Annotated in this window: 24 protein-coding genes and 1 tRNA gene; 11 read left to right on the top strand and 14 right to left on the bottom strand. The window is 61.4% G+C overall.

What is annotated here, in order from left to right; translation table 11 throughout:
* The first annotated feature begins 192 nt into the window (after nt 1-192).
* The 5 genes from map to QTL95_RS27325 all read left to right on the top strand — a co-directional run bounded on the left by map (nt 193) and on the right by QTL95_RS27325 (nt 6,013).
* Nucleotides 193-1,029 (top strand): type I methionyl aminopeptidase, encoded by an 837-nt coding sequence (gene map / locus QTL95_RS27345; RefSeq protein ID WP_289722970.1) that lies wholly within the window; start codon nt 193-195, stop codon nt 1,027-1,029.
* A gap of 7 nt (nt 1,030-1,036) precedes the next feature.
* A complete protein-coding gene (gene radC, locus QTL95_RS27340; protein WP_289722969.1) occupies nt 1,037-1,861 on the top strand; it encodes a RadC family protein in 825 nt (274 codons plus the stop codon).
* A gap of 72 nt (nt 1,862-1,933) precedes the next feature.
* The gene (locus QTL95_RS27335; RefSeq protein ID WP_289722968.1) at nt 1,934-2,524 is read left to right on the top strand and encodes a dual specificity protein phosphatase family protein; all 591 of its coding nucleotides are present in this window, start codon (nt 1,934-1,936) and stop codon (nt 2,522-2,524) included.
* 101 nt (nt 2,525-2,625) lie between these two features.
* Nucleotides 2,626-4,032, top strand: a complete 1,407-nt coding sequence (gene sthA / locus QTL95_RS27330) for a Si-specific NAD(P)(+) transhydrogenase (RefSeq protein WP_289722967.1) — start codon at nt 2,626-2,628, stop codon at nt 4,030-4,032.
* Nucleotides 4,033-4,228: 196 nt separating this feature from the next.
* Entirely contained in the window at nt 4,229-6,013 is a 1,785-nt protein-coding gene (locus QTL95_RS27325) for a B12-binding domain-containing radical SAM protein (protein WP_289722966.1), read from the top strand.
* Between the two features lie 78 nt (nt 6,014-6,091).
* Here the strand turns inward: QTL95_RS27325 and tig are convergent, their stop codons facing one another.
* The 4 genes from tig to QTL95_RS27305 all read right to left on the bottom strand — a co-directional run bounded on the left by tig (nt 6,092) and on the right by QTL95_RS27305 (nt 9,677).
* Nucleotides 6,092-7,573, bottom strand: coding sequence for a trigger factor (gene tig / locus QTL95_RS27320; protein ID WP_289722965.1), 1,482 nt, complete (start codon nt 7,571-7,573; stop codon nt 6,092-6,094).
* A gap of 174 nt (nt 7,574-7,747) precedes the next feature.
* Nucleotides 7,748-7,832, bottom strand: a tRNA-Leu gene (locus QTL95_RS27315).
* Nucleotides 7,833-7,986: 154 nt separating this feature from the next.
* Nucleotides 7,987-8,577, bottom strand: coding sequence for a GDYXXLXY domain-containing protein (locus tag QTL95_RS27310; RefSeq protein WP_289722964.1), 591 nt, complete (start codon nt 8,575-8,577; stop codon nt 7,987-7,989).
* Nucleotides 8,574-9,677 carry a DUF2157 domain-containing protein gene (locus QTL95_RS27305; protein WP_289722963.1) on the bottom strand — a complete coding sequence of 368 codons (1,104 nt, stop codon included), beginning with the start codon at nt 9,675-9,677 and terminating at the stop codon, nt 8,574-8,576. The genes QTL95_RS27310 and QTL95_RS27305 overlap by 4 nt, the downstream gene beginning before the upstream one ends.
* 678 nt (nt 9,678-10,355) lie before the next feature.
* On the opposite strand from QTL95_RS27305, the gene QTL95_RS27300 reads away from it, so the two are divergent.
* Complete coding sequence (locus tag QTL95_RS27300; protein WP_289722962.1) at nt 10,356-10,502, top strand: DUF1127 domain-containing protein; 147 nt, start codon at nt 10,356-10,358, stop codon at nt 10,500-10,502.
* Between the two features lie 295 nt (nt 10,503-10,797).
* A complete protein-coding gene (locus tag QTL95_RS27295; protein WP_081931528.1) occupies nt 10,798-10,941 on the top strand; it encodes a DUF1127 domain-containing protein in 144 nt (47 codons plus the stop codon).
* Nucleotides 10,942-11,006: 65 nt separating this feature from the next.
* On the opposite strand, the gene QTL95_RS27290 is transcribed toward QTL95_RS27295, so the two are convergent.
* A complete protein-coding gene (locus QTL95_RS27290) occupies nt 11,007-11,984 on the bottom strand; it encodes an AlbA family DNA-binding domain-containing protein (protein ID WP_289722961.1) in 978 nt (325 codons plus the stop codon).
* Between the two features lie 240 nt (nt 11,985-12,224).
* Here QTL95_RS27290 and QTL95_RS27285 point away from each other — a divergent pair, with 240 nt between their 5' ends.
* The gene (locus QTL95_RS27285; protein ID WP_289722960.1) at nt 12,225-12,497 is read left to right on the top strand and encodes a helix-turn-helix domain-containing protein; all 273 of its coding nucleotides are present in this window, start codon (nt 12,225-12,227) and stop codon (nt 12,495-12,497) included.
* 29 nt (nt 12,498-12,526) lie between these two features.
* Here QTL95_RS27285 and QTL95_RS27280 read toward each other — a convergent pair whose 3' ends face one another.
* Nucleotides 12,527-12,856 (bottom strand): CAP-Gly domain protein, encoded by a 330-nt coding sequence (locus QTL95_RS27280; RefSeq protein WP_289722959.1) that lies wholly within the window; start codon nt 12,854-12,856, stop codon nt 12,527-12,529.
* Between the two features lie 458 nt (nt 12,857-13,314).
* Between QTL95_RS27280 and QTL95_RS27275 the strand changes: the two genes are divergently transcribed.
* Nucleotides 13,315-13,521 (top strand): hypothetical protein, encoded by a 207-nt coding sequence (locus QTL95_RS27275; protein WP_289722958.1) that lies wholly within the window; start codon nt 13,315-13,317, stop codon nt 13,519-13,521.
* Nucleotides 13,522-13,630: 109 nt separating this feature from the next.
* Entirely contained in the window at nt 13,631-15,055 is a 1,425-nt protein-coding gene (trmFO, locus tag QTL95_RS27270; RefSeq protein WP_289722957.1) for a methylenetetrahydrofolate--tRNA-(uracil(54)-C(5))-methyltransferase (FADH(2)-oxidizing) TrmFO, read from the top strand.
* A gap of 40 nt (nt 15,056-15,095) precedes the next feature.
* On the opposite strand, the gene QTL95_RS27265 is transcribed toward trmFO, so the two are convergent.
* The 7 genes from QTL95_RS27265 to yajC all read right to left on the bottom strand — a co-directional run bounded on the left by QTL95_RS27265 (nt 15,096) and on the right by yajC (nt 21,717).
* The gene (locus QTL95_RS27265; protein ID WP_289722956.1) at nt 15,096-16,133 is read right to left on the bottom strand and encodes an MBL fold metallo-hydrolase; all 1,038 of its coding nucleotides are present in this window, start codon (nt 16,131-16,133) and stop codon (nt 15,096-15,098) included.
* 50 nt (nt 16,134-16,183) lie between these two features.
* Nucleotides 16,184-16,843, bottom strand: a complete 660-nt coding sequence (locus QTL95_RS27260; protein ID WP_289722955.1) for a peroxiredoxin — start codon at nt 16,841-16,843, stop codon at nt 16,184-16,186.
* A gap of 132 nt (nt 16,844-16,975) precedes the next feature.
* Nucleotides 16,976-17,443 (bottom strand): hypothetical protein, encoded by a 468-nt coding sequence (locus QTL95_RS27255; protein ID WP_289722954.1) that lies wholly within the window; start codon nt 17,441-17,443, stop codon nt 16,976-16,978.
* A gap of 70 nt (nt 17,444-17,513) precedes the next feature.
* Complete coding sequence (locus tag QTL95_RS27250) at nt 17,514-18,365, bottom strand: phytoene/squalene synthase family protein (RefSeq protein ID WP_289722953.1); 852 nt, start codon at nt 18,363-18,365, stop codon at nt 17,514-17,516.
* Between the two features lie 2 nt (nt 18,366-18,367).
* Nucleotides 18,368-18,754, bottom strand: coding sequence for an Mth938-like domain-containing protein (locus QTL95_RS27245; protein WP_289722952.1), 387 nt, complete (start codon nt 18,752-18,754; stop codon nt 18,368-18,370).
* A 4-nt stretch (nt 18,755-18,758) separates the two neighbouring features.
* The gene (gene secDF / locus QTL95_RS27240; RefSeq protein WP_289722951.1) at nt 18,759-21,320 is read right to left on the bottom strand and encodes a protein translocase subunit SecDF; all 2,562 of its coding nucleotides are present in this window, start codon (nt 21,318-21,320) and stop codon (nt 18,759-18,761) included.
* Nucleotides 21,321-21,372: 52 nt separating this feature from the next.
* The gene (gene yajC, locus QTL95_RS27235) at nt 21,373-21,717 is read right to left on the bottom strand and encodes a preprotein translocase subunit YajC (protein WP_037177827.1); all 345 of its coding nucleotides are present in this window, start codon (nt 21,715-21,717) and stop codon (nt 21,373-21,375) included.
* Nucleotides 21,718-21,925: 208 nt separating this feature from the next.
* Between yajC and QTL95_RS27230 the strand changes: the two genes are divergently transcribed.
* Nucleotides 21,926-22,798, top strand: coding sequence for an ATP-binding protein (locus QTL95_RS27230; RefSeq protein ID WP_289722950.1), 873 nt, complete (start codon nt 21,926-21,928; stop codon nt 22,796-22,798).
* Between the two features lie 82 nt (nt 22,799-22,880).
* On the opposite strand, the gene QTL95_RS27225 is transcribed toward QTL95_RS27230, so the two are convergent.
* Nucleotides 22,881-24,461 carry a peptidoglycan DD-metalloendopeptidase family protein gene (locus QTL95_RS27225; protein ID WP_289722949.1) on the bottom strand — a complete coding sequence of 527 codons (1,581 nt, stop codon included), beginning with the start codon at nt 24,459-24,461 and terminating at the stop codon, nt 22,881-22,883.
* Nucleotides 24,462-24,491: the final 30 nt, after the last annotated feature.

The following is a 24,491-nucleotide window of genomic DNA, read 5'->3' as shown; positions in this document are numbered from 1 at the left end:
CGGCTCGCCCCAGGTGCGTTGGGAGGGGTCTTTATCCTAGGCGCTCACATCGAACGTTTGCAAAAACCTCAACGCGAGCGATCGCCCGGTGCCACCACCTTCACAAAAACGAACCACCCCATTGATCGCGATGGACGAACCCGCCATAGCTGCATTATGTACCAGAACGACAATTTCTGCTAAGGCACTGCAATGGTGAACTATATCGAAGCCTCCTCCGCGCCGTCCAAGAATACGGGCGCAATCAGGCTCTACGGCCCCGAGGCGTTCGAGGGGATGCGCAAGGCGTGCCAGCTGACGGCGCGTTGCCTCGATGCGCTCAGTGACGTCGTCAAGCCGGGCATCGCCACGGATGCGATCGACCGCTTCGTCTTCGAATTCGGCATGGATCACGGCGCGGTGCCCGCGACGCTGAACTATCGCGGCTATACCAAGTCGACCTGCACCTCGATCAACCATGTCGTCTGCCATGGCATCCCTGACGCCAAGCCGCTGCGCGAGGGCGATATCGTCAATATCGACGTCACCTATTTCGTCGACGGATGGCACGGCGATTCCAGCCGCATGTATCCCGTGGGCACGATCAAGCGCGCCGCCGAGCGGTTGCTGGAGGTGACCTACGAATCCCTGCTGCGCGGCATCAAGGCGGTTCGTCCGGGTGCGAAGACAGGTGCCATCGGCGAGGCGATCCAGACCTATGCGGAAGCCGAGCGGTGCTCGGTCGTTCGCGATTTCTGCGGCCATGGCGTCGGCGCGCTGTTCCACGATTCGCCCAACATCCTGCATTACGGCCGCGCCAACGAGGGGCCGGAGCTGCGCGAGGGCATGATCTTCACGATCGAGCCGATGATCAATCTCGGGCGTCCGCATGTGAAGGTTCTGGCCGACGGCTGGACTGCCGTTACCCGGGACCGGTCGCTCTCGGCGCAGTACGAGCACACGGTCGGCGTCACCGCCAACGGCTGCGAGATCTTCACCCTATCCCCCGGCGGCCTCGACCGTCCCGGCCTTCCACCGCTAACCCCGTGAGCACCTGATGACGAAGGGCCCTGTTCCGCAATCCGATGATGAGGCCGAACTGCCCTTCCCAACGGGCGATACCATGGACGAGCGCTCGTTTTTCGCCGAGCAGCCCGCCAAGGCGAATACGCTCACCAAGCCGACGGCGCTTTCAGGCGCCGCCGGCAAGGAAGAACACTATCATGGTCACCGCGAGCGGTTGCGCAGCCGCTTCCGCGACCATGGCGACACGGCGCTGGCGGATTACGAACTGCTGGAGTTGATGCTGTTTCGCCTCATTCCCCGGCGCGACACCAAGCCGATCGCCAAGGCTCTGCTCGACCGGTTCGGCTCGCTTGGCGCCGTCTTCGGCGCTCCGGTGGCGCTGCTGCAGGAGGTCAAGGGCGTCGGCGAGGCCGTGGCGCTCGACCTCAAGCTGATCTCGACGATCGCCCACCGCACGCTGAAGAGCGAGTTGCGCGGCAAGCAGGTGCTCTCCTCCTGGTCCTCGGTAATCGAATATTGCCACGCGGCGATGGCGCACGAGACGCGCGAGCAGTTCCGCATCCTGTTCCTCGACAAGCGCAACGCGCTGATCGCCGACGAGGTGCAGGGGCTCGGCACCGTCGATCACACGCCGGTCTATACCCGCGAGGTGGTCAAGCGGGCGCTGGAGCTTTCGGCCACGGCGCTGATCCTCGTCCACAATCACCCGTCCGGCGACCCTACCCCATCCCGCGCCGATATCGACATGACGAAGATGATCATCGACACCGCCAAGCCGCTCGGCATTACGGTGCACGACCACATCATCGTCGGCAAGGACGGCCATGCGAGCCTCAGGGGACTGAGGCTGATCTGAGACCCTTTCAGGTGCCCGTCAGCTTTGGCTGGCAAAGCAGGGATGCTTGCAACCATCCCCTCAGGGCACGCCATGACAACCAAGAACGCCTCCCGGCATTTTCCCCGCATCAGGAAGATGGCGCTATACTTGCTCGGAATGCCCGCGCTGCTCATTGGCGGCTACGGACTGCATCTGCAGGCGACCAACAACTTCCATACTGTTGTCGCCGGCGAGGTCTACCGCTCGTCGCAGCCTTCGGCGCAGGCTATTGCCGGTTTCGAGAAGGCCTACGGCATCAAGACGATCATCAACCTGCGCGGAGAAGGCGATAATTCGAAGTGGTACCGGGAGGAAGTGGAGCAAGCCAGGGCATTGGGCATCCAGCACGTCGATTTCGGCATGTCCGCCCACAAGGAGCTGACGCCAGCGCGCGCCGAGGCGCTGATCGCCATCATGCGCGACGCACCGAAGCCGCTCCTCATCCATTGCCTCTCCGGCGCGGACCGGACGGGGCTTGCCTCGGCGCTCTACCTCGCCGCCATCTCCGGTGCCGGCGAGCGCAAGGCGGAGGGACAGATGTCCATCCTATACGGCCACATCTCGTTGCCGATCACCAAGGCATTCGCCATGGACAAGAGCTTCGAGAAGATGGAACCCCTACTTGGCCTCAACGAATCCTGAGATCTGCTTGTAAAACATTCTGTAACATTGACCCGGTAACCGTGGACGGATCGCATTTTGCATTGCAAAATGATTCCAGCTTTCCAATCGGGGCCAGCCTAATGTTTCAGTACGATCTCGTTGTAGTCGGTAGCGGCCCGGCGGGCCGCCGCGGTGCCATCCAGGCCGCCAAGCTCGGCAAGAAGGTGCTCGTCATTGAACAGGGCAAACGGGTCGGCGGCGTTTCCGTCCACACCGGCACCATTCCGTCCAAGACGTTGCGCGAGACCGCGCTCAACCTCTCCGGCTGGCGCGAGCGCGGCTTCTACGGCAAGGCCTACCGCGTCAAGGAAGAGATCAGCGCCGAGGATCTTCGCCGCCGCCTGCTGATCACGCTCGACCATGAAGTCGAGGTCCTCGAACACCAGTTCGCCCGCAACCGCGTTCAGCACATGCGCGGCAAGGCAAGCTTCGTCGACGCCTCTACGCTCGAGGTCGTCAAGGACGACGGCGAGGTCATGCGTGTCAGCGCCTCCAGCATTCTTCTGGCCGTCGGCACCAAGCCGTTCCGCCCTAACTACATTCCCTTCGACAACAAATCGGTGCTCGACAGCGACGAACTGCTGGAGATCGAGGAACTGCCGCGCTCGATGGTCGTCATCGGCGCCGGCGTCATCGGCATCGAGTATGCGACGATCTTCAGCGCGCTCGATACCGCCGTCACGCTGATCGACCCGAAGTCCACCATGCTCGACTTCATCGACAAGGAGATCGTCGAGGACTTCACCTACCAGCTGCGCGACCGCAACATGAAGATCATGCTGGGCACCAAGGCCGACAAGGTGACGAAGCTCGACGACGGCAAGGTGGAGCTTATTCTCGACAACGGTCGCCGACTGGTGACCGAGATGGTTCTCTTCGCCGCCGGCCGCATGGGCGCCACCGATACGCTGAACCTTGCCGCCGCAGGCCTTGAGGCCGACAGCCGCGGCCGCCTGAAGGTCAATCCGGAAACCTTCGAGACCTCCGTGCCCGGCATCTATGCCGCCGGCGACGTCGTCGGCTTCCCGAGTCTAGCCTCCACCTCGATGGAACAGGGCCGCATCGCGGCACGCGTCGCCGTCGGCGCGGTCGCCAAGGAACCGCCGAAATACTTCCCCTACGGCATCTACGCCGTGCCTGAAATTTCCACCTGCGGCCTGACCGAAGAGGAAATGAAGGAGCGCGGCATTCCCTACGAATGCGGCATCGCCCGCTTCCGTGAGACGTCACGCGGCCACATCATGGGTCTCGACACCGGCCTGCTGAAGCTGATCTTCTCGCTGAAGACGCGCCGCCTCCTCGGCGTCCACATCGTCGGCGAAGGCGCGACCGAGCTGGTTCACATCGGCCAGGCGGTGCTCAACCTGAAGGGCACGGTCGAATATTTCGTCGAGAATACCTTCAACTACCCGACTCTCGCCGAGGCCTACAAGATCGCCGGTCTCGACGCCTGGAACCGCATGGGCGACATCAAGTCTGAACTCTGAGCATGTCACCGGCGGGCGACATCCCGATGTCGTCCGACCGATAACCGAGTAAAATCAGAGAGGTATTCGCTGTCCGTTACCAGCGCGACGGCGAATCTTCGATGCACGAAATCCCCATATAAAGCTCTGCTTGTATAATCGGCTGTGTCTGATAGCGTTCCCGTCACTGGGGGACTCTGTTGAACAGCGAGTGACCGTGCGAGATTTATCCGAGAAGACTGACCGGAATTTCCAGCTCATCCTCATCAAGCCGTCTCACTATGACGATGACGGCTATGTGATCCGCTGGTGGCGGGCGATGATACCTTCCAACTCGCTCGCCGCACTCTACGGCATCGCCGCCGATTGCGCCGAGCGCCGGGTGCTTGGCCCTGATGTCGGCATCGACATCACCGTCATCGACGAGACCAACACCCGCGTCAACGTCGTGGCGCTGCTGCGGCAGCTGAAGGCCAACAACAATTTCGGCATGGTGGCGCTGGTCGGCGTGCAGTCGAACCAGTATCCACGCGCGCTCGATATCGCCAAGCCGTTCCGCGATGCCGGCATTCCGGTGGCGATGGGCGGCTTTCATGTCTCGGGTTGCCTGTCGATGCTCGACGGCCATGCCGTGGGGCTCGACGAATGCCGCGAGATGGGCATTTCGATGTTTGCCGGCGAGGTCGAGGGGCGGCTGGACACGGTGCTGCAGGACGCAGCTTCGGGGACGCTGGCGCCGCTCTACAATTTCATGAACGATCTGCCGAGCATCGAGGGTGCAGCGGTTCCGTTTCTCCCGAAGGCCAACGTCGCGCAGACGCTGGGGTTGAGCACCAGCTTCGACGCCGGCCGCGGCTGTCCCTACCAATGTTCCTTCTGCACCATCATCAACGTGCAGGGCCGCAAGTCGCGCTTCCGCACCGCCGATGACGTCGAGAAACTGGTGCGGATGAACTGGGCGCAGGGCATCCACAAGTTCTTCATCACCGACGACAACTTCGCCCGCAACAGGGACTGGGAAGCGATCTTCGACCGGTTGATCCAGTTGCGTGAGAGGGACGGCATTCCGCTCGGCCTGATGATCCAGGTCGACACGCTGTGCCACAAGATCCCGAACTTCATCGAGAAATCGAAGCGCGCCGGCGTCACCCGCGTGTTCATCGGGCTGGAGAACGTCAATCCCGACAACCTGACGGCGGCAAAGAAGAACCAGAACAAGATCACCGAATACCGCAAGATGCTGCTCGCCTGGAAGGCACAGGGTATCATGACGCTGGCGGGTTACATCCTCGGCTTTCCGGCCGATACGCCGGAATCGATCCGCCGCGATATCGCGATCATCCAGCACGAACTGCCCCTCGACGTCATCGAGTTCTTCGTGCTCACCCCTCTCCCGGGCTCGGAAGATCACCAGACGCTGTTCCGCAAAGGCGTGGCGATGGACCCGGATCTCAACATCTACGATGTCGAGCATGTCTGCACCGAGCATCCGAAGATGAGCAAGAAGGAGTGGGAGAGCATCTATCAGGAGGCATGGTCGCTCTATTACTCGCCGGAGCATCTGAAGACGCTGCTGCGCCGGGCGGTGGCGACGGGCGTTCCGCTGGCGAGCCTCGTGAAGGTTCTGGTGTCGTTTGCGACCACCGTGCCGCTCGAAAACGTACATCCGCTGCAAAGCGGGCTGTTGCGGTTAAAGCATCCTTCCGAGCGCCGGCCCGACATGCCACGCGAGAGCGCCTTGGTTTTCTGGCCGCGCTTCGTCGGCGAGACGATCGCCAAGCATCTGAAGCTCGGCGGCACGATCGCGCGGCTGGCGGCCAGCGCCTACGTCATCTCGCGCGACAAGAATGCCAAGAGCTACACCGACCAAGCCTTGACACCGGTCGGTGACCACGAGGACGAGACGCTGGAGCTCTTCACCAAGACGGCGGGCGGGCAGGCGGCGGTCTCGCATATCAAGAAGGTCAACGAACTCACGCATGCGCATCGGGTCGCACAGTAGGCCCGGTCTTTGGCCGAATGCAGGACACAAAAAACCCCGCTCGAGGCGGGGTTCTTCGTCAGATCGATATGCCGGAGATTACTCGGCGCCTTCCTCGGAAGCCTTCTTCTTCGGAGCGGCCTTCTTCTTCGGAGCAGCAGCTTCCTCGCCTTCGGCGGCTTCAGCCTTCGCAGCAGCCTTCTTCTTCGGAGCGGCCTTCTTGGCTTCCTTCTCGGAGCCTTCGCCTTCTTCGTCGGCGAGCAGCTCTTCCTTGGTGACCTTCTTGTCGGTGACGTCGAGTTCGGTCAGCAGATGGTCGATGACCTTCTCTTCGAAGATCGGCGCGCGGATCGAAGCGGCCGCACCCGGCTGGCTGCGGAAGAATTCGAGGATCTGCTTTTCCTGGCCCGGATACTGACGCAGCTGCTCGTAAATCGCGCGCTGCATTTCGTCTTCGCTCACTTCGACGCCGGCCTTTTCGCCGATTTCGGAGAGAACGAGGCCAAGGCGGACGCGGCGCTCAGCGAGCTTCTTGTATTCTTCGCGAGCCTGCTCTTCCGTCGTGTCTTCGTCTTCGAAGGTCTTGCCGGACTGTGCGAGATCGTTGGCGACCTGGTTCCAGATGCCGTTGTACTCGGCTTCGACGAGCGAGGCCGGGGTCTCGAACTTGTACATTTCGTCGAGCTGGTCGAGGATCTGGCGCTTGACCTTCTGACGGGTCATCGAGCCGTACTGCGATTCGATCTGGCCGCGAACGATTTCCTTCAGGCGGTCAGCCGATTCGAGGCCGAGCTTCTTGGCCAGTTCGTCGTTGATTTCAACGTCGGCAGGAGCAGCAACGTCCTTGACGGTAACGTCGAAGGTGGCTTCAGCGCCGGCGAGGTTCTTGGCCGGGTAGTCAGCCGGGAACGTGACGTTGATGGTCTTCTCGTCGCCGGCCTTGGTGCCGACGAGCTGTTCTTCGAAGCCGGGGATGAAACGACCCGAGCCGAGAACCAGTTCGGCGCCCTGGTCGGTGCCGCCTTCGAAGGCAACGCCGTCGACCTTGCCGACGTAGTCCATGGTGATGCGGTCGCCGTTGGCGGCCTTGCCCTTCTTGGTCTCGTAGGAACGCGCGCTTTCGGCGACCTTGAGAACCTGCTCGTTGACTTCCTCGTCCGAGATATCAACGACTTCGCGGGTGATCTTGACGCCCTTGACGGACTTCAGCTCGATCGGGGGCAGAACTTCGTAGGAGAGCGTGAACTCGAAATCCTTCTGAGCCGACAGGATCAGTTCGGCTTCGTCCTTGTCCTCAGTCATCGCGATTTCAGGCTGCGTCGCGGACTTTTCGCCGCGCTCGGCCAGGATGGAGGTCGGCTGTTCGCGGACGATCTCGTTGACGAGGTCGGCCATGATGGACTTGCCGTAAACCTTCTTGAGGTGAGCGGCCGGAACCTTGCCCGGACGGAAGCCGTTGATGCGGACCTTGTCCTTCACGTCGGCCAGACGCTCGTTCATCTTGGTTTCCATGTCCTTGGCCGGGATCACGACCTTGATTTCGCGCTTCAGCCCTTCAGCGAGCGTTTCGATAACCTGCATGTCTTCCTACCTTCATTTCGTGGCGGCCGTGCCCAGACGCCGTTCGTTTCGATGAGCACGACGCCGCACGGGCGTGGCTTGTTGTCAATTCTTGTTCGTCCAGCCCAGGGCGGAACGGCGCTTGCTGCCGGGTAATGAGGAACACTTCTAGAGGTCCCCCCGCCTGCAAACTTTTGGTGCGGGTAGAGAGACTTGAACTCCCACGCCTTGCGGCACCAGAACCTAAATCTGGCGTGTCTACCAATTTCACCATACCCGCGTTCTCAAAAACCGCATGCATATGCCTGCACATGAGGCCTTCCGGAGCGCGGCGTCTCTATAACACCCGATTTGGGAGAGGCAAAGGAAAAATGAAGGCCAAATGACAGGGATTTCGCCCCTATCGGCGGCCTTCCACACGAATAACCCTCAACTCAATAGAGAGGCTCGTCATAGGCGGGCTTGCCGTCGACCAGCAGACTGCGAATCTGCGGCATGCCGTCGGCGGCGACGCGGACGGCAACGGAGACATCGCCATTCTGCCGCGCCTGCTCCAGCGGCTTGCCCTCACCCTCGGGAACATAATAGCGCTCGATGCCGTACTGGACGGTGATCGCTTCGCTCTCGATGGTGTCGTAGCTGTAGAACGGGCTGCTGCGGATGACGACCGAGCCTTCCTGTTTCGGCAGCGGTTCGAAGGATGATTCCGCGATCGTCCAGAATGTGCCCTCGCCCGGCTTCAGCCGGACCCATAGCGTGCGCAGGCCGGCACCCTTGGGGATACCGCCGACGATCGAACTGACCGGCACGGAGGAGATGTCATAGTTCAGCACGACATAATCGCCGCGCAGGAAATCGCGCGGATCGACCGGCGCGGTCTTCAGGACGACATCGCTGCCGTTGCGCAGGATCGCGGCCCGGCTCTCGATGACATAGCCAAGCACGATCGTCTGCAGTGCCGCGACGAGAACGGCGGCGACGAGATAGCGGCGGGCGGAGGGGACGGCGTTGGAAAACAGGCTCATACCTCGGCCTCCCGATGTGCGGCAGCAAAACGGCGTTCAAGTCGGATGACGACCCAGGCGACGGCGGCCACGAACAGACCGGAGAACAGGAACAAGCTCGACGTCCCGAGGATGGAGCCGACGGTGACGGAGGCGAGATAGAGCATTTCGAGCGCAAAGGCAGTGTAGGCGAGATAGCGCACACCACCGTTGTCGCGACCCTGCAGCGCGATGGCAAGTACGCAGGCGGCGAGCGTCACGATGCCGATCAGCACCATCCACCCGCCCTTATCGAGATCGAAATGCAGGAGGAAGAGGCCGATGATCGCCATGAGGAAGGCATAGAAGGCCGGAGCCGCGCCGGCCTCCTTGGCGAGGCGCGCCAGCGGCGTCACCGGAACGCTCGCCAGCACCAGCGCCGCCATGCCGCAAACCACATAGACGGTTGCCAGCCACAGGTTCTCGTGCAGGGCATAGAGCCAGGCAAGCCAGCCGACCAGAAGCAGATAGGCGAGATGCCGGGTGCGCGCGGCGCCGGTGTAGCGAACGAGCCCAATGACGATCGCCGCCATGATAGGCGGCATCCAAGGATCAAAGCCGATCCAGCGCGTGTCGAAGTCGCTGAGATAGACACCGAAGCTGCCCCAGGCGAGAAAACCGGCCACGGCCGCGACGACGCCCGAACGGAAGAGAATGGCCGATACCACCGCCATGGCGAACCAGACATACATGACTGTCTGCTCATCGCCGGAGAGGTGGTACATCTGCCCGACGAGCGAGATTGCGCCGCCGAAGCTCAGCGTGCCGATCACCAGCAGCCCACTGGCCGCAGCCGCGGCACCACGCGACAGCAGAGCGGCGGCGCCGAGATGCACGGCCCAGATCACCACGAGGATCGCGCCGACACGGACCAGACGCGGGATCGCTTCCCAGTTGGAGGCGACCACGAGCAGGATCGCGGCGGCAAGCAGGATGCCGGCCAGAATCATCAGAACGTTGCCGAGGCTGAAGCTCGCCGGACGGCTGTCATATTCCTTCAGGAGCGAATCCGCCGTGGCGCCGGGCAGCAATCCCTTCTCCACCCAGAGCGATAGATCTCGCTGCAGCCGACCTCGGTACATAATCCCCCACCATCTGACGCAGCTCGCCGCGCCTTATCGTCATCATACAATATTGAATTGATAGCGGGAAAATCGCCGGATTCAAAATCGCCCGATTTCCGCATGACCGTGCTGCGATGCCATGAGCGCGCCGCTCAGACTAGAGCCATGCACATAACGCATGTCGACCATGAGAATATTGCACTGCACAATCGCAACGCGGCGGACTACATACCAACTCAAGAAACGCGGGTTGGCAGCCGCGCCGGTTTACCGGAAAGCCTGCGAAGATGGTTTCGCAAAACGAGATTCGGGCCTGCGCACTCCTCCTCCCAGCGCAGTCCGATAGACTGGCAACACTCCTCCTCCCAGTTGTCAGTCACCCAAATGACGCCCGTCGGATCCTCCCCCGACGGGCGTTTTCGTTTTCTCTCCGAAACGTCAGTTGCAGCACCCAAACGTCGCGTAGCATAAAGCCACGGCAGACTGCCGGCAAAATCGGCAATTCTGCCTAATCATTGAACACAAAGCCGCAAAATCCTGTCATTCAGGGCTTCAGAGATGCGCCTTGCGCATGGGTGGCTTGAAATCTTGTCTCTGTTCGCTCTTCGCACCGCAGCATATATTGAACCCATCAAATACAGGTCAGCGCCGATAGGCGGCAGCTGGCAGACGCGAGCCCTAGGAAAGGGGATCACCATGAACGTAGCACGCTCTTTCAACAACTGGCGCAAGTACCGTCAGACGGTTACCGAACTCGGCCGTATGACGAACCGCGAATTGCATGACCTCGGCATCGACCGTTCGGACATCCATCGCGTTGCTCGCGAGGCGGTTGCCCGCTAATTCCAGGCGGTCCGCCCTCCTCCCAGGCCGATCACCTACCAAGACGCCCGCTGTCTCTGACAACGGGCGTTTTCTTTTGTCCCGACTAATGCAGGAAATGTATCCGAGGCGCAGATCCGGCCGATAACCGGCAGCTCAAAAAATGGATCCTGCAGCAAAACTGTGCATCACATGCACAAATGCATGGCAGATGCCTTTTCTTTGCACTGCACAAAGGAAGAGGAAGCGCTTATATCAGCATCAACGCTGAAGCGGCGATCGTGCCGCTCGCGACTTTGTTCCAAGGACCACGACCATGAACCCGATCCGCATTGCAAGAAGCTGGCTCAGCTACCGCCGTACCCTCAGCGAACTCGGCAGCCTGTCTGCCCAGACGCTCGCCGACATCGGCGTAAACCGCTACGAAATCCGCAATATCGCTTCCCGCTCGTTCCGCTAATAGCGAAAACCTGCAGGACGTTTCAAAAACGGCGCCATGACGGCGCCGTTTTTGCGTTTGGCAAACTATTCCCCGCCAACGCCGAAGAAGTCTTCGGCTTCCACGCTAATAGCGCCCAGCAGATCAATCTCCCGGTCCTCGATGCGCATGTTTTCTGCACCGATTGCGTACTTGAAGCCCGCCACAGCATCGCTCAATGGCACATTGCCAAGCCTGACGCCGTCAGCGCCATTCGACATGCGAAAAACAAAATGATGAAATCGCCTTGTCTCTCCCGGATGCACGACGAAATCTGATGGCGCCGCAATGTATTGTCGCGCCTCAAACTCAGTCACATGATTTCGAACAGGCGCATAGCTATCGTGTCCAAACACGCCACCTCTTCTATCCCACAGTTGCATAGTGACCGATTTAGCGGAGACCTCACCATCATTTGCCAAGGCCAACTGTAGGTGATAATCGGCTTGGGGGTGCATTGTCATGTATCGCTTTATTGCAATTTTCAAGGAAAGCGACGGAGACGCTGAACGCCTGAAGGCGTCCTCAATATCAAAATGCTCCATCGGATAAGATCGGCTTCCCGCCCGCTTGAAGTATTGCTTCTGATCTACGGCTTCGGCTCTATGCGGCCGTCGATCTGAGCGGGGCACGTCAACTATGACAAAACCTGATGTTTGATCCTCGGTAGTTGAGATTGTGGCAACCCTTATGCCATCATGTCGCGGCTGCAACAGTTCAGCCGCAGCATCGCGAACGCTGGTCTCGGCACGCATTATACTGGAGATCGGCGTCAGGCGTTCAGCCTGATCTACACCGTTCGCTGTACGACAATCCACGCCAAAGACTATCACGCCACCAGCGGAATTAGCAAAAGCCGAAGCTTCCTTCGCAAGCATTCTGCGACCCGATTTGGTCAGTATTCCATCGTGAAATATTGGATCGCGGTGATCATTCGCTTTGAACTCAAGCTGAAGCGTTTCCTGTTTACCAATAAGCCCCTGTATCGCAGCCTCGGCGCCTGCAATCAGTTCTTCAAATCTCAAAACCCATCCTCCCAATCGACACTACCGCTACCTTATTTGCGGACAAGTGCTGCATATCACACCGAGTTGCAGTACCAGCATAAGGCGCCACCTTCAGATTGTCACAATCCATTTACCGCAACCACCGTTTTTCAGATCTCCGCCTCGCCTCTGGCGGGAACAAATTCGCCTCACAAGGGTTGAATGAAGCAAGCTCTCTTCAACTAAAGGCAGATTCGGGGCTACAGGAGGTTTGTCATGATGAGCGAGACGAGAAGCGATACACCGGCGCAGATCAATACCCGCATAGGCAAGCGCATAAGGACGGCCCGCAAGACGCGCGGCATGAGCCAGACGCAGCTGGGCGATGCGCTCGGGGTGAGCTTTCAGCAGATCGGCAAATACGAAAGCGGACTGAACACGATTTCGGTTCCGACCTTCCTTACGCTTTGCCGGGTGCTGAGGGTCAGGCCGGCAACCATTCTCGAGGAGTTCGTCGCAGGGCAGACTTCACAAACGTCCCTGCATGCCTGATCTCGTCGGTGTGGGCGGGCGCAAGCCGCTTACACCTTCTCTTTTTCCTTGACCTTTTTCGTCGGCGTCGGCGTCAGCAGGCCGCGCAGCGATTTCAGCTTGTCTTCGACGAGTGGCCTGAAGCGGGTGGCGCGAAACGGCATGTCGGCCGCGCCGTAGCCCTCCGGACCATCGTCGTTGCCGCGATCGATCTCCTGTAGTTTGATGCCGAAGAACGTCCCGTCGATGTAGTGGGTGTACTCGCCAACCCACCGGATCGTGTAGATCTCGCCCTTGCGAATACCCTGGTCGATGCTCACGTGCTTGAACGTGTCATCGATGCAGACGACTTTCTGGCCGACGTGAAAATCATAGCTCATGGCGAATTCTCCTGCATGCAAGCCTCTATAGTGGCTTTCCCGATCGCTGATGTCATCACACTTGCTGACGATATCGTGTGGAAATCGGTGACGTCCATATTCCGTTACCAAAGACGTGTATAAGGAGATTCGAAAAAAAGCGGCCGATCCAATGTATGGCCAGCCGCAACAGGAACCCATGAAGGAGTTTGCCCGGTGTTTTGGGATGTTTTGACTATCGCGCTTGTTATCACGGCACTGATTGCCGGACGCGAGTACAAGATCATCCGGGCGCGCGCTGCCATGCAAAACTGGGGCAGTTTTCCGTTGCGGTGAGCGTGACGCGACCGTCATTCCATTTTCTGCGGCGATAAGCATTCGCATGATGAGCTGTTGACAGCATCGTCGTGATTCGTCTTTAAGGTAGACACATATTAGCCATTGTGAACATATGGCGACATGATCCACCGGAGACGCGCATGATGTGCCGATACAATCTTCGCATGGAAGACGGGCTTTGGACCGTGATCGACTCGACCACGCAGCAGCCTGCGGAACTCGATGACGTGCAGATGTCACGCATGACGTGGCGGGAAGCGTGCGACATGGTCGACATACTCAACAATCTCGACCGACTGAGTTTCATCGCAAAACGCTACGAGACGTCGGCGCGGAAGACCGCCTGAGCGGATAGGTTCAGTTGCGCTCCGTTGGGCCGTAACAATAGCGCCCCCGCACGGCGGCATCTCATTCTTTCTGTTTCCTGCATTCGCACGGCGTGATAATCAGCCGCGCATGAACAACACCTCTTCCCATTCCCCCATTCACGTCGTCGGCGGCGGCCTTGCCGGTTCGGAAGCCGCGTGGCAGATCGCCAGCGCCGGCGTTCCCGTTATCCTGCACGAAATGCGCGGCGTGCGCGGCACCGATGCGCACAAGACCGACGACCTCGCCGAGCTCGTCTGTTCCAACTCGTTCCGCTCCGACGATGCGACAGCCAACGCGGTCGGCGTGATCCATGCGGAAATGCGGATGGCCGGATCGCTGATCATGGCTTGCGCCGACAAACACCAGGTGCCTGCCGGCGGCGCGCTGGCGGTCGATCGCGACGGCTTTTCGGCGGCGGTGACGCAGGCGGTCCATAATCATCCGCTGATATCCGTCGTGCGCGAGGAAGTGACCGGCCTGCCGCCCAAGGATTGGGATCTCGCGATCGTCGCCACCGGTCCCTTGACCGCGCCGTCGCTTGCCAGCGCCATTCAGGCCGAGACCGGCGCCGATGCGCTCGCCTTTTTCGACGCCATCGCGCCGATCGTCTACCGCGAGAGCATCGACATGGATATCTGCTGGTATCAGTCGCGCTACGACAAGGTCGGGCCCGGCGGCACCGGCAAGGACTACATCAACTGCCCGATGGACGAGGCGCAGTACAACGCCTTCGTCGATGCGCTGATCGCGGGAGACACCGTCGGTTTCAAGGAATGGGAAGGAACGCCGTATTTCGACGGCTGCCTGCCCATCGAGATCATGGCGGAACGCGGCCGCGAGACGCTGCGCCACGGCCCGATGAAGCCGATGGGGCTCACCAACGCGCATAACCCCACGGTGAAAGCCTATGCCGTCGTGCAGCTGCGCCAGGACAACGCGCTGGGAACGCTCTACAACATGGTCGGTTTCCAGACGAAGCTGAAATACGGCGCGCAGACGGAAATCCTCAGGATGATCCCGGGATTGCAGAATGCCGAGTTCGCACGTCTCGGCGGCCTGCATCGCAACACCTACATCAATTCGCCGACACTGCTCGACGGTTCACTGACGCTGAAATCGCGTCCGGGCCTGCGCTTTGCAGGGCAGATCACCGGCTGCGAGGGGTATGTGGAAAGCGCCAGTGTCGGCCTGCTGGCCGGACGCTTCGCCGCTGCCGAATGCAAGGGCGGAACCGTTTCGCTGCCGCCGGCAACAACCGCGCTCGGCTCGCTGCTCGGCCACATCACCGGCGGACATCTTTCCAACGACGAGGAGCCGGGCAAGCGGTCGTTCCAGCCGATGAACATCAATTTCGGGCTGTTTCCGGAACTGGAACCGGGTTCCATCGTCAAGCCCGAAGGCGTGAAGCGCTTTCGCGGCAAGGACAAGACGATCATGAAGCGGCAGCTGATCGCCAAGCGGGCGCTCGCCGATTGCGCGACGTGGCTGGGCGGAACGACGCCGGAGGCCTGACGCCTCGCTTCAACAGCAGGGCGGCGCCGTGCAGGCGCCGCTAGTGCGTCACCGGTCCGTTCGCCTTCTTCCAGGCATCGATGCCGCCCTCGATGTGGCAGGCGGATGCCATGCCAGCGTCATGGGAGGCCTGCACCGCCATGGCGGACCGCTCGCCGAAGGCGCAGTAGAATACGATCCGCTTGGTGGTCGACGTGGCAAGCTCGTGCAGCACGCCGCCGGCGCTGATGCTTTCCTCCAGCGTCGGATAAGGCACATGCAGCGAGCCGGGGATCGCGCCGTGCTTCTGCCGCTCGCTGTTTTCGCGCAGGTCGATCAGCGCGACATCAGGCCGGCCGAGGAGGTCGAAGACCTGGCGAACGCTCAGCGACCAGCCGTGGGCATCGACGTCATGATGGTCCATGCCGATCCTCATGTTGGCCGGCACGGCCACATCCATCATCTTCGGGTTGGCAAGCTTCAGATTGTTCATCAGATCGGCATATTCATCGGCTGAACGCACCTGCAAACGGGGATTGAAGGCTTTCTCCTCGCCGATGGTCGAGACCGTGTCGCCCTTGTAGTCGTGGGCCGGATAGACCAGCGTCGTCTCCGGTAACTTCAGCAGGCGGCCGAAGATGGATTCGAACTGGGCTCTGGGATCGCCGTTCTGGAAATCCGTGCGGCCGGTGCCGCGAATGAGCAGTGTGTCGCCGGTAAAAACCCTGTCGGGCAAGACGAAGCTATACGAATCGTCGGTATGGCCCGGAGTGTAGATGACGTCGAGCGACAAGCCCTCGATCGTGAGCCGGTCATTGTCGGCGAGCCGCATCGAGACGACATCGGCCTTGGTCTGCTCGCCCATCACAGTGATGCAATGGGTCTTGTCGCGCAGCGCTCCAAGACCCGTTATGTGATCCGCGTGCATGTGGGTATCAACAGCCTTCACTAGCTTGAGGTCAAGCTCTTGAACAAGCTGGAGATAGCGATCGACCTTGTCGAGCACGGGATCGATGATCAACGCCTCCCCGCCCCGCCGGCTTGCCAGCAGGTAAGAGTAGGTACTGGACACTGGATCGAAAAGCTGACGGAAGATCATCTTCGTCTCCTGCTTCCGGGTCGATGTCAGTCTGGTCTAGAGGTCTGTTCTTACTTCGGCTGCGGCACGATACGGATATAGGGCTTCGGCGCCTTCCAGCCGTCGGGATACTGCTTCTTGGCATCCTCGTCGGACACGGAACCGGCGATGATGACGTCGTTGCCGTTCTGCCAGTTCGCCGGGGTGGCGACCTTATGCTTGGCGGTGAGCTGCAGGGAATCGATGACTCGCAGCACTTCGTCGAAGTTGCGGCCCGTGGTCATGGGGTAAACCAGGATCAGCTTGATCTTCTTGTCGGGGCCGACGACGAAGACGTTGCGGACGGTCTGGTTATCGGCGGCCGAACGTACGGTCGGGTCACCCGACACGGCGGCCGGCAGCATGTGGTAGAGCTTCGATACATTGAAGTCGGTATCGGCGATCATCGGATAGTTCGGGCGGGTGCCCTGGGTTTCCTCGATGTCGTTCATCCAGCCGTCGTGTCGGTCGAGCGGATCGACGGACAGGCCGATAATCTTGACGTCGCGCTTGTCGAATTCCGGCTTGATACTGGCCATGTAGCCGAGTTCGGTGGTGCAAACAGGCGTGAAGTCCTTCGGGTGGGAAAACAGCACCGCCCAGGAACTGCCGATCCAGTCATGGAACTTGATCGTTCCCTCGGTCGTCTGTGCTTCGAAATCCGGGGCAATATCGTTGATCGCGAGCGTCATGGCGCACCTCCCAATGTGTTGTGTCTAATCTATCACTGCTCTGAATGCGCGAAAGATGCACCGAATTGGGGCGGCTGACAATGCCGATTCTTGAGGGCCGTGCCGCACAGCCCATCGAACATTGGGCGTATATTACCGCTTGTTGGCGGCGGCCGGATCGCCGGCCGGCAGGGTCTTGTCCGGCTCGGCGACGTAGTTGCCGAGCAGCCAGAGCGAAACCTCCGAGGCTTCCCTGGCGGAGGCGAATTCGAAGGTTCCGTTGTGGTGCGGCACATCCATAAATTCGACGATGAGACCCGTGCCGCTCTCCGAACCGCGCACCCGCACCCTGCCCGGCTCGATCACGTGGCAGGCGTAGTGGCGCTGCATGCTGCGCATGAAGCCGGCCTTGTTGTCGTGTAGACGCACGAAGACGGCCCGGCCGTTCGCCGTCGCCTGCAGCGCTCGGATTGCCTCGGCGGGGAAGGCGCGGTTGAACTCGATGATGGCGAGGCCGGTGTCCTGCAGCCCCTCCTCCTCGTTGCGAGCCGACATCCGCACGGCGAGGAACGCGACGCAGATGACGACGGCGAAGATAACGCCCCAAACGATCATGCTCACGTCAATCTCCAATCAAACCGAGTTCCGACACGTCAGATAGCGGCCAAGCCTTACGCGAGTGTGACCAGCATCAGATCTTGCGGCGCATCAACGCAAGCGTCATCTGCAGCTGCCGGCGCCATTGCGAAGGCTGCAGCGGCCGATCGAACAGGCCGGCGCCTGCCTTGCCGGCGTGATCGAGCACCGGCCCGGCAATGGTCGCTGGCAGGAAGGCGGGGAAGACAGCGGCCGGGATCTTCACCGCCCTCGCCTTCGCCAGATGATCGCGACCCAGACCCGCGAAGGCGCTGATCGCGGCGGAGACGCGCGCCTTGTCCTCGCCGGCGAGGAAGCTGTCGCGGTCAAGCCCGGTCGCCGACAGGATTTCCTGCGGGATATAGACTTGGCCGCGGTGGCGGTGCAGCGGCATGAGAAGGAGCAGCCCCGATATCGCCTGGGCGACGCCAGCATGGCCGGCCGCTTCGGCAGATTGCGCGGCTTCCTCGGGCGAAAGCACGAGGCTGGCGAGCTGGATCAGTGCGGAGGCTGTTTCGCCGGCATAGCCTTCGAGCGAGGTGCGCGTCTCCATCGGATCGTCGTAGAGATCGAAGACGCGGGCGTCGATCATGTTGACCAGCGTCTGCCGGGGAAGCCTGTAGGTCTCGACCGCGGAGAGAAGCCCCGACGCAACAGGGTTGGCCTCGGTCGAGCCATGGGCGTTGCCCTCGAGCAGGTCGCGCCAGTACTGCATGCGCACTTCGCCGGGCAGCGGTTCGTGCACGAGGTCGCGGATGCGGGCGAGCTCGGCATTGAAGGCATAGAGGCCGGCCAGCGCGCCGCGCTTGTCCTCGGGAGACAGGAGGCAGGCGAGATAACGGTCGCGATCATTGTCGCGCAGCATCGCCAGGCAGATATCCTGGTTGCTCAGTTTCTGATCGGCCATGCTCAGACTGCTATCAACGCCGCGGCCACCGCGCGGGATTCCATCAGCATGATGTTGAAGGTACGGACGGCAGCGCCCGTGCTCATCGGGTCGGAAGCGATACCGCCCGCCTTCAGCGCGGCCTTGAGCTCCAGTGGCAGCACGCGCATGTCGTTGCCGGTACCGACGAGCAGCACTTCGATCTCGGCCGCCTCGTCGATCACTTTCTGGAAATTCTCGACGTTGAGCGGCTTTCCGGCATCCATGTCCCAGCCGTAAATGCCTGATGGCAGGCAAAGAATGGAGCCGCGGTGCGACATGTCGGCGAAGCGGAAGCCGCCGTTGCCGTAGGTGTCGATGGGCGCGCGGCCCGGGAAGTGAGCCTCGCGTATTTCTATGCCTCTAGCCATATTCTCACACTGCCGGCTTTCCGGATTGTGCATCCGGTCCGGCCACTTTCTTGTCTGGGTCGTTGTCGAGCGTATCGGGCCGAAGCTTGAAGGCGATCAGCACGGGCGCTGCTATGTAGATGGAGGAAAACGTGCCGACGGCAACACCGAAGAGCATCACGAAGGCGAAGGACCGAAGGGCGTCGCCGCCGAACAGGCAAAGCGCAAGCAATGCCAGAAGCGTGGTCGCCGCTGTCAGCACGGTGCGCGACAGCGTCTGGTTGATCGAGGCGTCGATCAGAATCGGCAACGGCATACGGGGGTAACGCTTCAGGTTCTCGCGCATGCGGTCGTAGACGACGACGGTGTCGTTGAGGGAGTAGCCGACGATGGTCAGCAGCGCCGCGACACTCGTCAGGTTGAATTCCATGCCCGTCAGCACGAAGAGGCCAAGCGTCAGGATCACGTCGTGCAGCGTGGCGACGATCGCGCCGACGGCGAACTGCCATTCGAAGCGCAGCCAGATATAAACCAGGATCACCGCGAGAGAGGCAAGCACGCCGAGCGTAGCAGCCGTCGTCAATTCTCCCGATACGGCCGGGCCAACGATATCGACGCGGCGGGTGTCGTAATCGCTTGAGAGTTCGTCGCGAACCAGCGTCATCACCGATTGCTCAGCATTCTCTCCGCCGCCCTGCGACTGGATGCGGATCAGCGCCTGCGAGGCATTGCGCAATCCGCGGACGTCGAACTCGCCAATGTTGAGTTCGCCAAGGCGCGAGCGGATATCGTCGACATTGGCCGCACCCTGCTTGGCCGTGAACTCGACCGAGGAACCACCGGAAAAATCGACGCCGAGGTTTAGGCCGAGACCGGCGAAGGCGATCATTGCCACGATCGACAGCGCGGCGGAGACCGTGAAGCTGTAGCGGCGGATGCCCATGAAGCGAATATTGGCGCGATCGAAGACGCCGGTATGAACATCCTTCGGAAGGTGCTTGGGATGACGGCGATGCAGCCAGGTGACGACGATCCAGCGCGTCAGCGTCGCGGCCGTGATCACGGTCGTCAGAATGCCGGCGGCGAGCGTCACGGCAAAGCCGCGAACCGTCTCATTGCCGAGATAAAAAAGGATGACGGCGGCGATGAAGATGGTGACGTTGGCGTCGAGGATCGTGCGCAGCGCCCGGGAGAAACCGCTGTCGATCGCCTGGGAGAACGGCCGGCCGGTCTTCGCCTCTTCGCGGATGCGCTCATAGATCAGCACATTGGCATCCACCGCCATGCCCATGATGAGGACGATGCCAGCGATGCCAGGCAGAGTGAGCGTCGCGCCGACGAGGCTCAGCACGGCAAGGATCAACAGCAGGTTGAAAGCCAGCGAAATGGCGGCGATGACGCCGAGGCCACGGTAGAAGGCGAGCATCAGGCCGATCACCAGAATGGCGGCGACGATGCCGGCGACCAGACCCGCGCGCGCAGATTCCGCGCCCAGTAGAGGGCTGACCGTCCGCTCCTCGACCGTCGTCAGCGTCGCCGGCAGTGCGCCGGATCGCAGCATCAGCGCCAGATTGCTGGCACCGTCCTGCGTGAAGGTCACGGGGATGCTTCCCTTGCCGTCGAGGATCGGGGCGCTGATCACAGGCGAGGCCATGACCTGATCGTCGAAGATGATCGCGAGGTGGCGACCGACATTGCCGCGCGTCAGCTGCGCCAGGCGCTCGGTGCCGGGGGCATCGAGCTGGTAGGCGAGCGACACGGCCTGCGTCTGCTCGTCCACGCTCGGCTTGATATCGACGATATTGCCACCGGTGACGTAATCGGTGCGATCGACGAGATAGGGGACCGGCGGATCATCCAGCGAATAGAGCACCTGCGAGGTTGCCGGCCAGCGCCCGTTCAGCGCCTCTTGCCCCGTCATGCTGTCATCGATCAGCCGGACGGATAGCTTGGCCGGCTCGTTGAGAACGGTCTTGACCTGCTCGACATCCACGTCGCCGAGAATGACCATATCGATGCGGTCCGAACCCTCGGGCTTGACGATGAGGTTTTCGGGCGCGATGTCGGAAAGTCTGCGGCGGATGACATCGAGCGACTGCGTCTGCGCGGCCGCGATGCCGGCGTCGATGCTGGCGTTCGTTATATCGAGGGTGAACTGACCGTCATCGGTTTTCTGGAGCACGACGTCCTGCGTGGTTCCGCCAAACCAGCCGGTCCTGGTGATCGCAGCCAGATCCTTCAGCGCATCCATCGCCGGCTGGACCTGAGCGGGATCGGTGATCTTGACGGTGACGGTGCGGTCGTTGCCGACAAGACCCGTGTAGCGGATCTTGGCTTCGCGCAGCCTGGTGCGGACGCTGGCGACCGCATCTTCGAGACGCTGCTGGGCGATATCGGCGCGTTCGACGGCAAAGAGCAGGTGCGAGCCGCCCCTGAGATCGGAACCGAGCGCCAGGCGATGGTGCGGCAGCCAGCCGGGCAAGCTTTGCAGTTGCCTGTCCGTCAGAAGATTGGGGGCCGCGAACAGGGCGGCCACCAGCACCACGAACCAAATCAGAGCGGTCTTCCAGCGGGAAAAATGAAGCATTTTCTCTCGACTATGTCAGATCCGGACGATCCGGTTCGCGGAATGTGGTTTGTTATGCGGCGTCGGCCTTTACAGGCTCGCCCTTGACGCGGACTTCGACGATGCCGGTGCGTACGAGACGAACGCGGACGCCGTCTGCAATTTCCACTTCGACTTCCTTGTCGTCAACAACCTTCGTGACTTTGCCGACGAGACCGCCAGATGTGACGACCTGGTCGCCGCGACGGATGGCCTTCAGGGTCTCTTCGCGCTTCTTGGCCTGGGCGCGCTGCGGACGGATCAGCAGGAAATACCAGACGACCATCAGCGGCACGAACAGGATGATCATTTCAAAGCCCGAACCGAACGGCGACGCCGCGCTGTCGGTGGCCTGGGCGAATGCCGGGGTGATGAACATGCTTATCTCCTCAAACTTTTCCGGAGGCGGAACGTCGCCTTTTTCTCGGGTGGCCGGACTATAATTATGGGCATTGCGAATGCAACAGAAACAGCCGGAAACCGTACCGATTCCAGTGCCTCTTAACCTTTCCGTCGCAAAAACGCCATGCTACCCCACAGCGAAAATAAGCCGTACCCACGGCAACCGATTATCAGGAGGATCCGCCATGGCCCAGGAGATCAACAGTGCCATTCTCGCCGAGCTCAAGCGTCTTGCCGACGCCGTCGATCGGCTGGCCGGCCCTGCCCCCGCGATCAACGACTGGAATGCGGCCGATTGCTTCGTCTGGGCGCCGGTTCGCCAGCATTTGCAGCCTGTTCAGCGCCCCAACCGGGTGGCGCTGACGCTCATTCGCGGCGTCGATCGGGTGCGTGACATCCTGCATGAAAACACCGTGCGCTTCGCGGAGGGCTTTGCCGCCAACAACGTGCTCCTTTGGGGGGCGCGGGGCATGGGCAAGTCGTCGCTCGTCAAAGCCGTTCACGAAGATGTCAGAAGAGAAAGCGGTGTTTCGCTGAAGCTGGTGGAGGTGCACCGCGAGGATATCGCCAGCCTACCCGCCTTGCTCGACCTCCTCAAGGACACGCCGCACCGCGTCATCGTCTTCTGTGACGACCTCTCCTTCGATCATGACGACACGGCCTACAAGTCGCTGAAGGCGGCGCTCGACGGCGGCGTGGAGGGACGTCCCGACAACGTGCTGTTCTACGCGACCTCCAACCGGCGCCACCTGCTTCCACGCCACATGATGGAGAACGAGCAGTCGACGGCGATCAATCCATCGGAAGCGGTCGAGGAAAAGGTGTCGCTGTCGGATCGCTTCGGCCTCTGGCTTGGCTTCCACAAGTGCAGCCAGGAGGACTACCTGACGATGATCGACGGCTATGCCGATCACTTCAAGCTGCCGTTCGACCGCGAGAAGCTGCATGCCGAGGCGTTGGAATGGGCGACGACGCGCGGCGCGCGGTCCGGCCGCGTCGCCTGGCAGTACATCCAGGATCTTGCCGGTCGCATGCGGATCACGCTTGCCCGCGCCTGAGACACGTAGCGTTTCCCTATCCCTGAAATAACAAAAGCCCGGCTTTCGACCGGGCTTTTGTGCTGTCCTCGAGACGCAATACCTATTCGAGGAAAGTCAAAGGGTTGACCGGGGTCGCGTCCTTGCGGACTTCGAAGTGGACCTGCGGCTGCTTGACGTTGCCGCTCATGCCGGACATGGCGACCGTCTGGCCGCGCTGGATCTTCTGGCCGCGGGTGACGCTCAGCGTATCGGCGTTGCCGTAGACGGTGACGGTGCCGTCGTCGTGGCGGACGAGAACCGTGTTGCCGAGTTCCTTGAGGCCGTTGCCGGCGTAGATGACCACGCCGTTTTCAGCCGCCTTGATGGCCGTGCCCTGCGGAACCGAGATGTCGATACCGTCGTTGCGGCTGCCGTTGACGTTGGCGCCATAGGCGGCGATGACCGCACCGCGGACCGGCCAGCGGTACTTGCTGATCCCCGTTGCCTCGGGAGCCGCCGACGCGACTTCCTTCTTGGCGGCTTCGTCGACGGTTTCGGTGGCAACCGGCGCCTTGTAGGTCGCGGGCTGGGCGGCGGCGGTCGAGGTCGCGGCGGCGGGCTGCGCTACCGGCTTCGCCTCGGCCTTTGCCGGGATCGACGCCGTCTTCATGGCATCCGGCGAACCGGCGCCGGCCGGCAGGTTCAGTTCCTGGCCGATGCGGATCGAACCGGCCTGCAGGTTGTTGGCGGCCTTGAGGTCGTCGACGCTGGTGCCGGTTGCCTTGGCGATCTTGGCAAGCGAGTCCCCAGGCTTGACGACATAGGTGCCGCCTACACCCTTCGGACCCTTGCTGGCGCCAGGCAGCTTGCTGCTCGGATCGGCATTGGCGACAGATTTGTCGCGAGCGGAGTTCGCGCCGGGCATGACGGCGACGTTCTGATCCTGCTCCTTGTTCGGCTGCGGCGCATGGCCGGGCTTCGAGAGGTCTGCGGCCTGCGCCGATGCCTTGGCGACGTTGCCGCCGTTATAGGTCGGGATCAGGATGGTCTGGCCAGGCTTGGCCGCGGCTGCCGTCTTCAAGCCGTTGGCGCGCAGGATTTCCTTTTCCGGAACACCGTAGCGCTTGGCGAGAACAGCCACGCTTTCACCCGGACGCATGGTGACCGATGGTGCGTTGGTCGCCGACCAGCCCTGAACCTTCGGCGTTGTGCCGGTGACGATGTTGTCGGTCTGCGTGCGCGGCGGAGCGAGCACGTGAGGCGCCTGCTTGGCGGGTTCTGCCGACGGGAACGGCTGGGCGAGAGCGACCTGGCGCTCGCGGGACTGCTGCGGCGCGGGCGATGCCGAAGGGGCAGAAAGTTCAGAGCGCTGAACCGAAACCGGAGCCGAGGCCATGCGTGCGCTCGATCCGCCATAGTTCGGCTGTGATGCGGGGTAAGGCTGGTTCATCGCCTGATTGTTATTGGCGTAGCCGCCCTGATTGGCGTAGCCGCCCTGTGTCATATCGGCCTGAGGAACCGGATCGTTCATGCCCCTTCTCGGGATCGACCCGGTGGACATCTGATCCTGACCCGACGACGGGAACAGGCTTCCGAACCGTGTCACATCGGAACTGCAACCCGTTGCCGCACTCGCCAGAAGAACCGCAAAGAGGGCCTTCCCGGCAGATTTCCCGAACTTCGGCGCAAGACTGAAACGCATGAACTCGACCCACTATTAACGCAACCATTT

This window comes from Rhizobium sp. S152 (genome assembly GCF_030380735.1).
In the GTDB taxonomy this organism is placed as follows: domain Bacteria; phylum Pseudomonadota; class Alphaproteobacteria; order Rhizobiales; family Rhizobiaceae; genus Rhizobium.
This window is presented reverse-complemented; position numbering and strand designations above follow the sequence as displayed.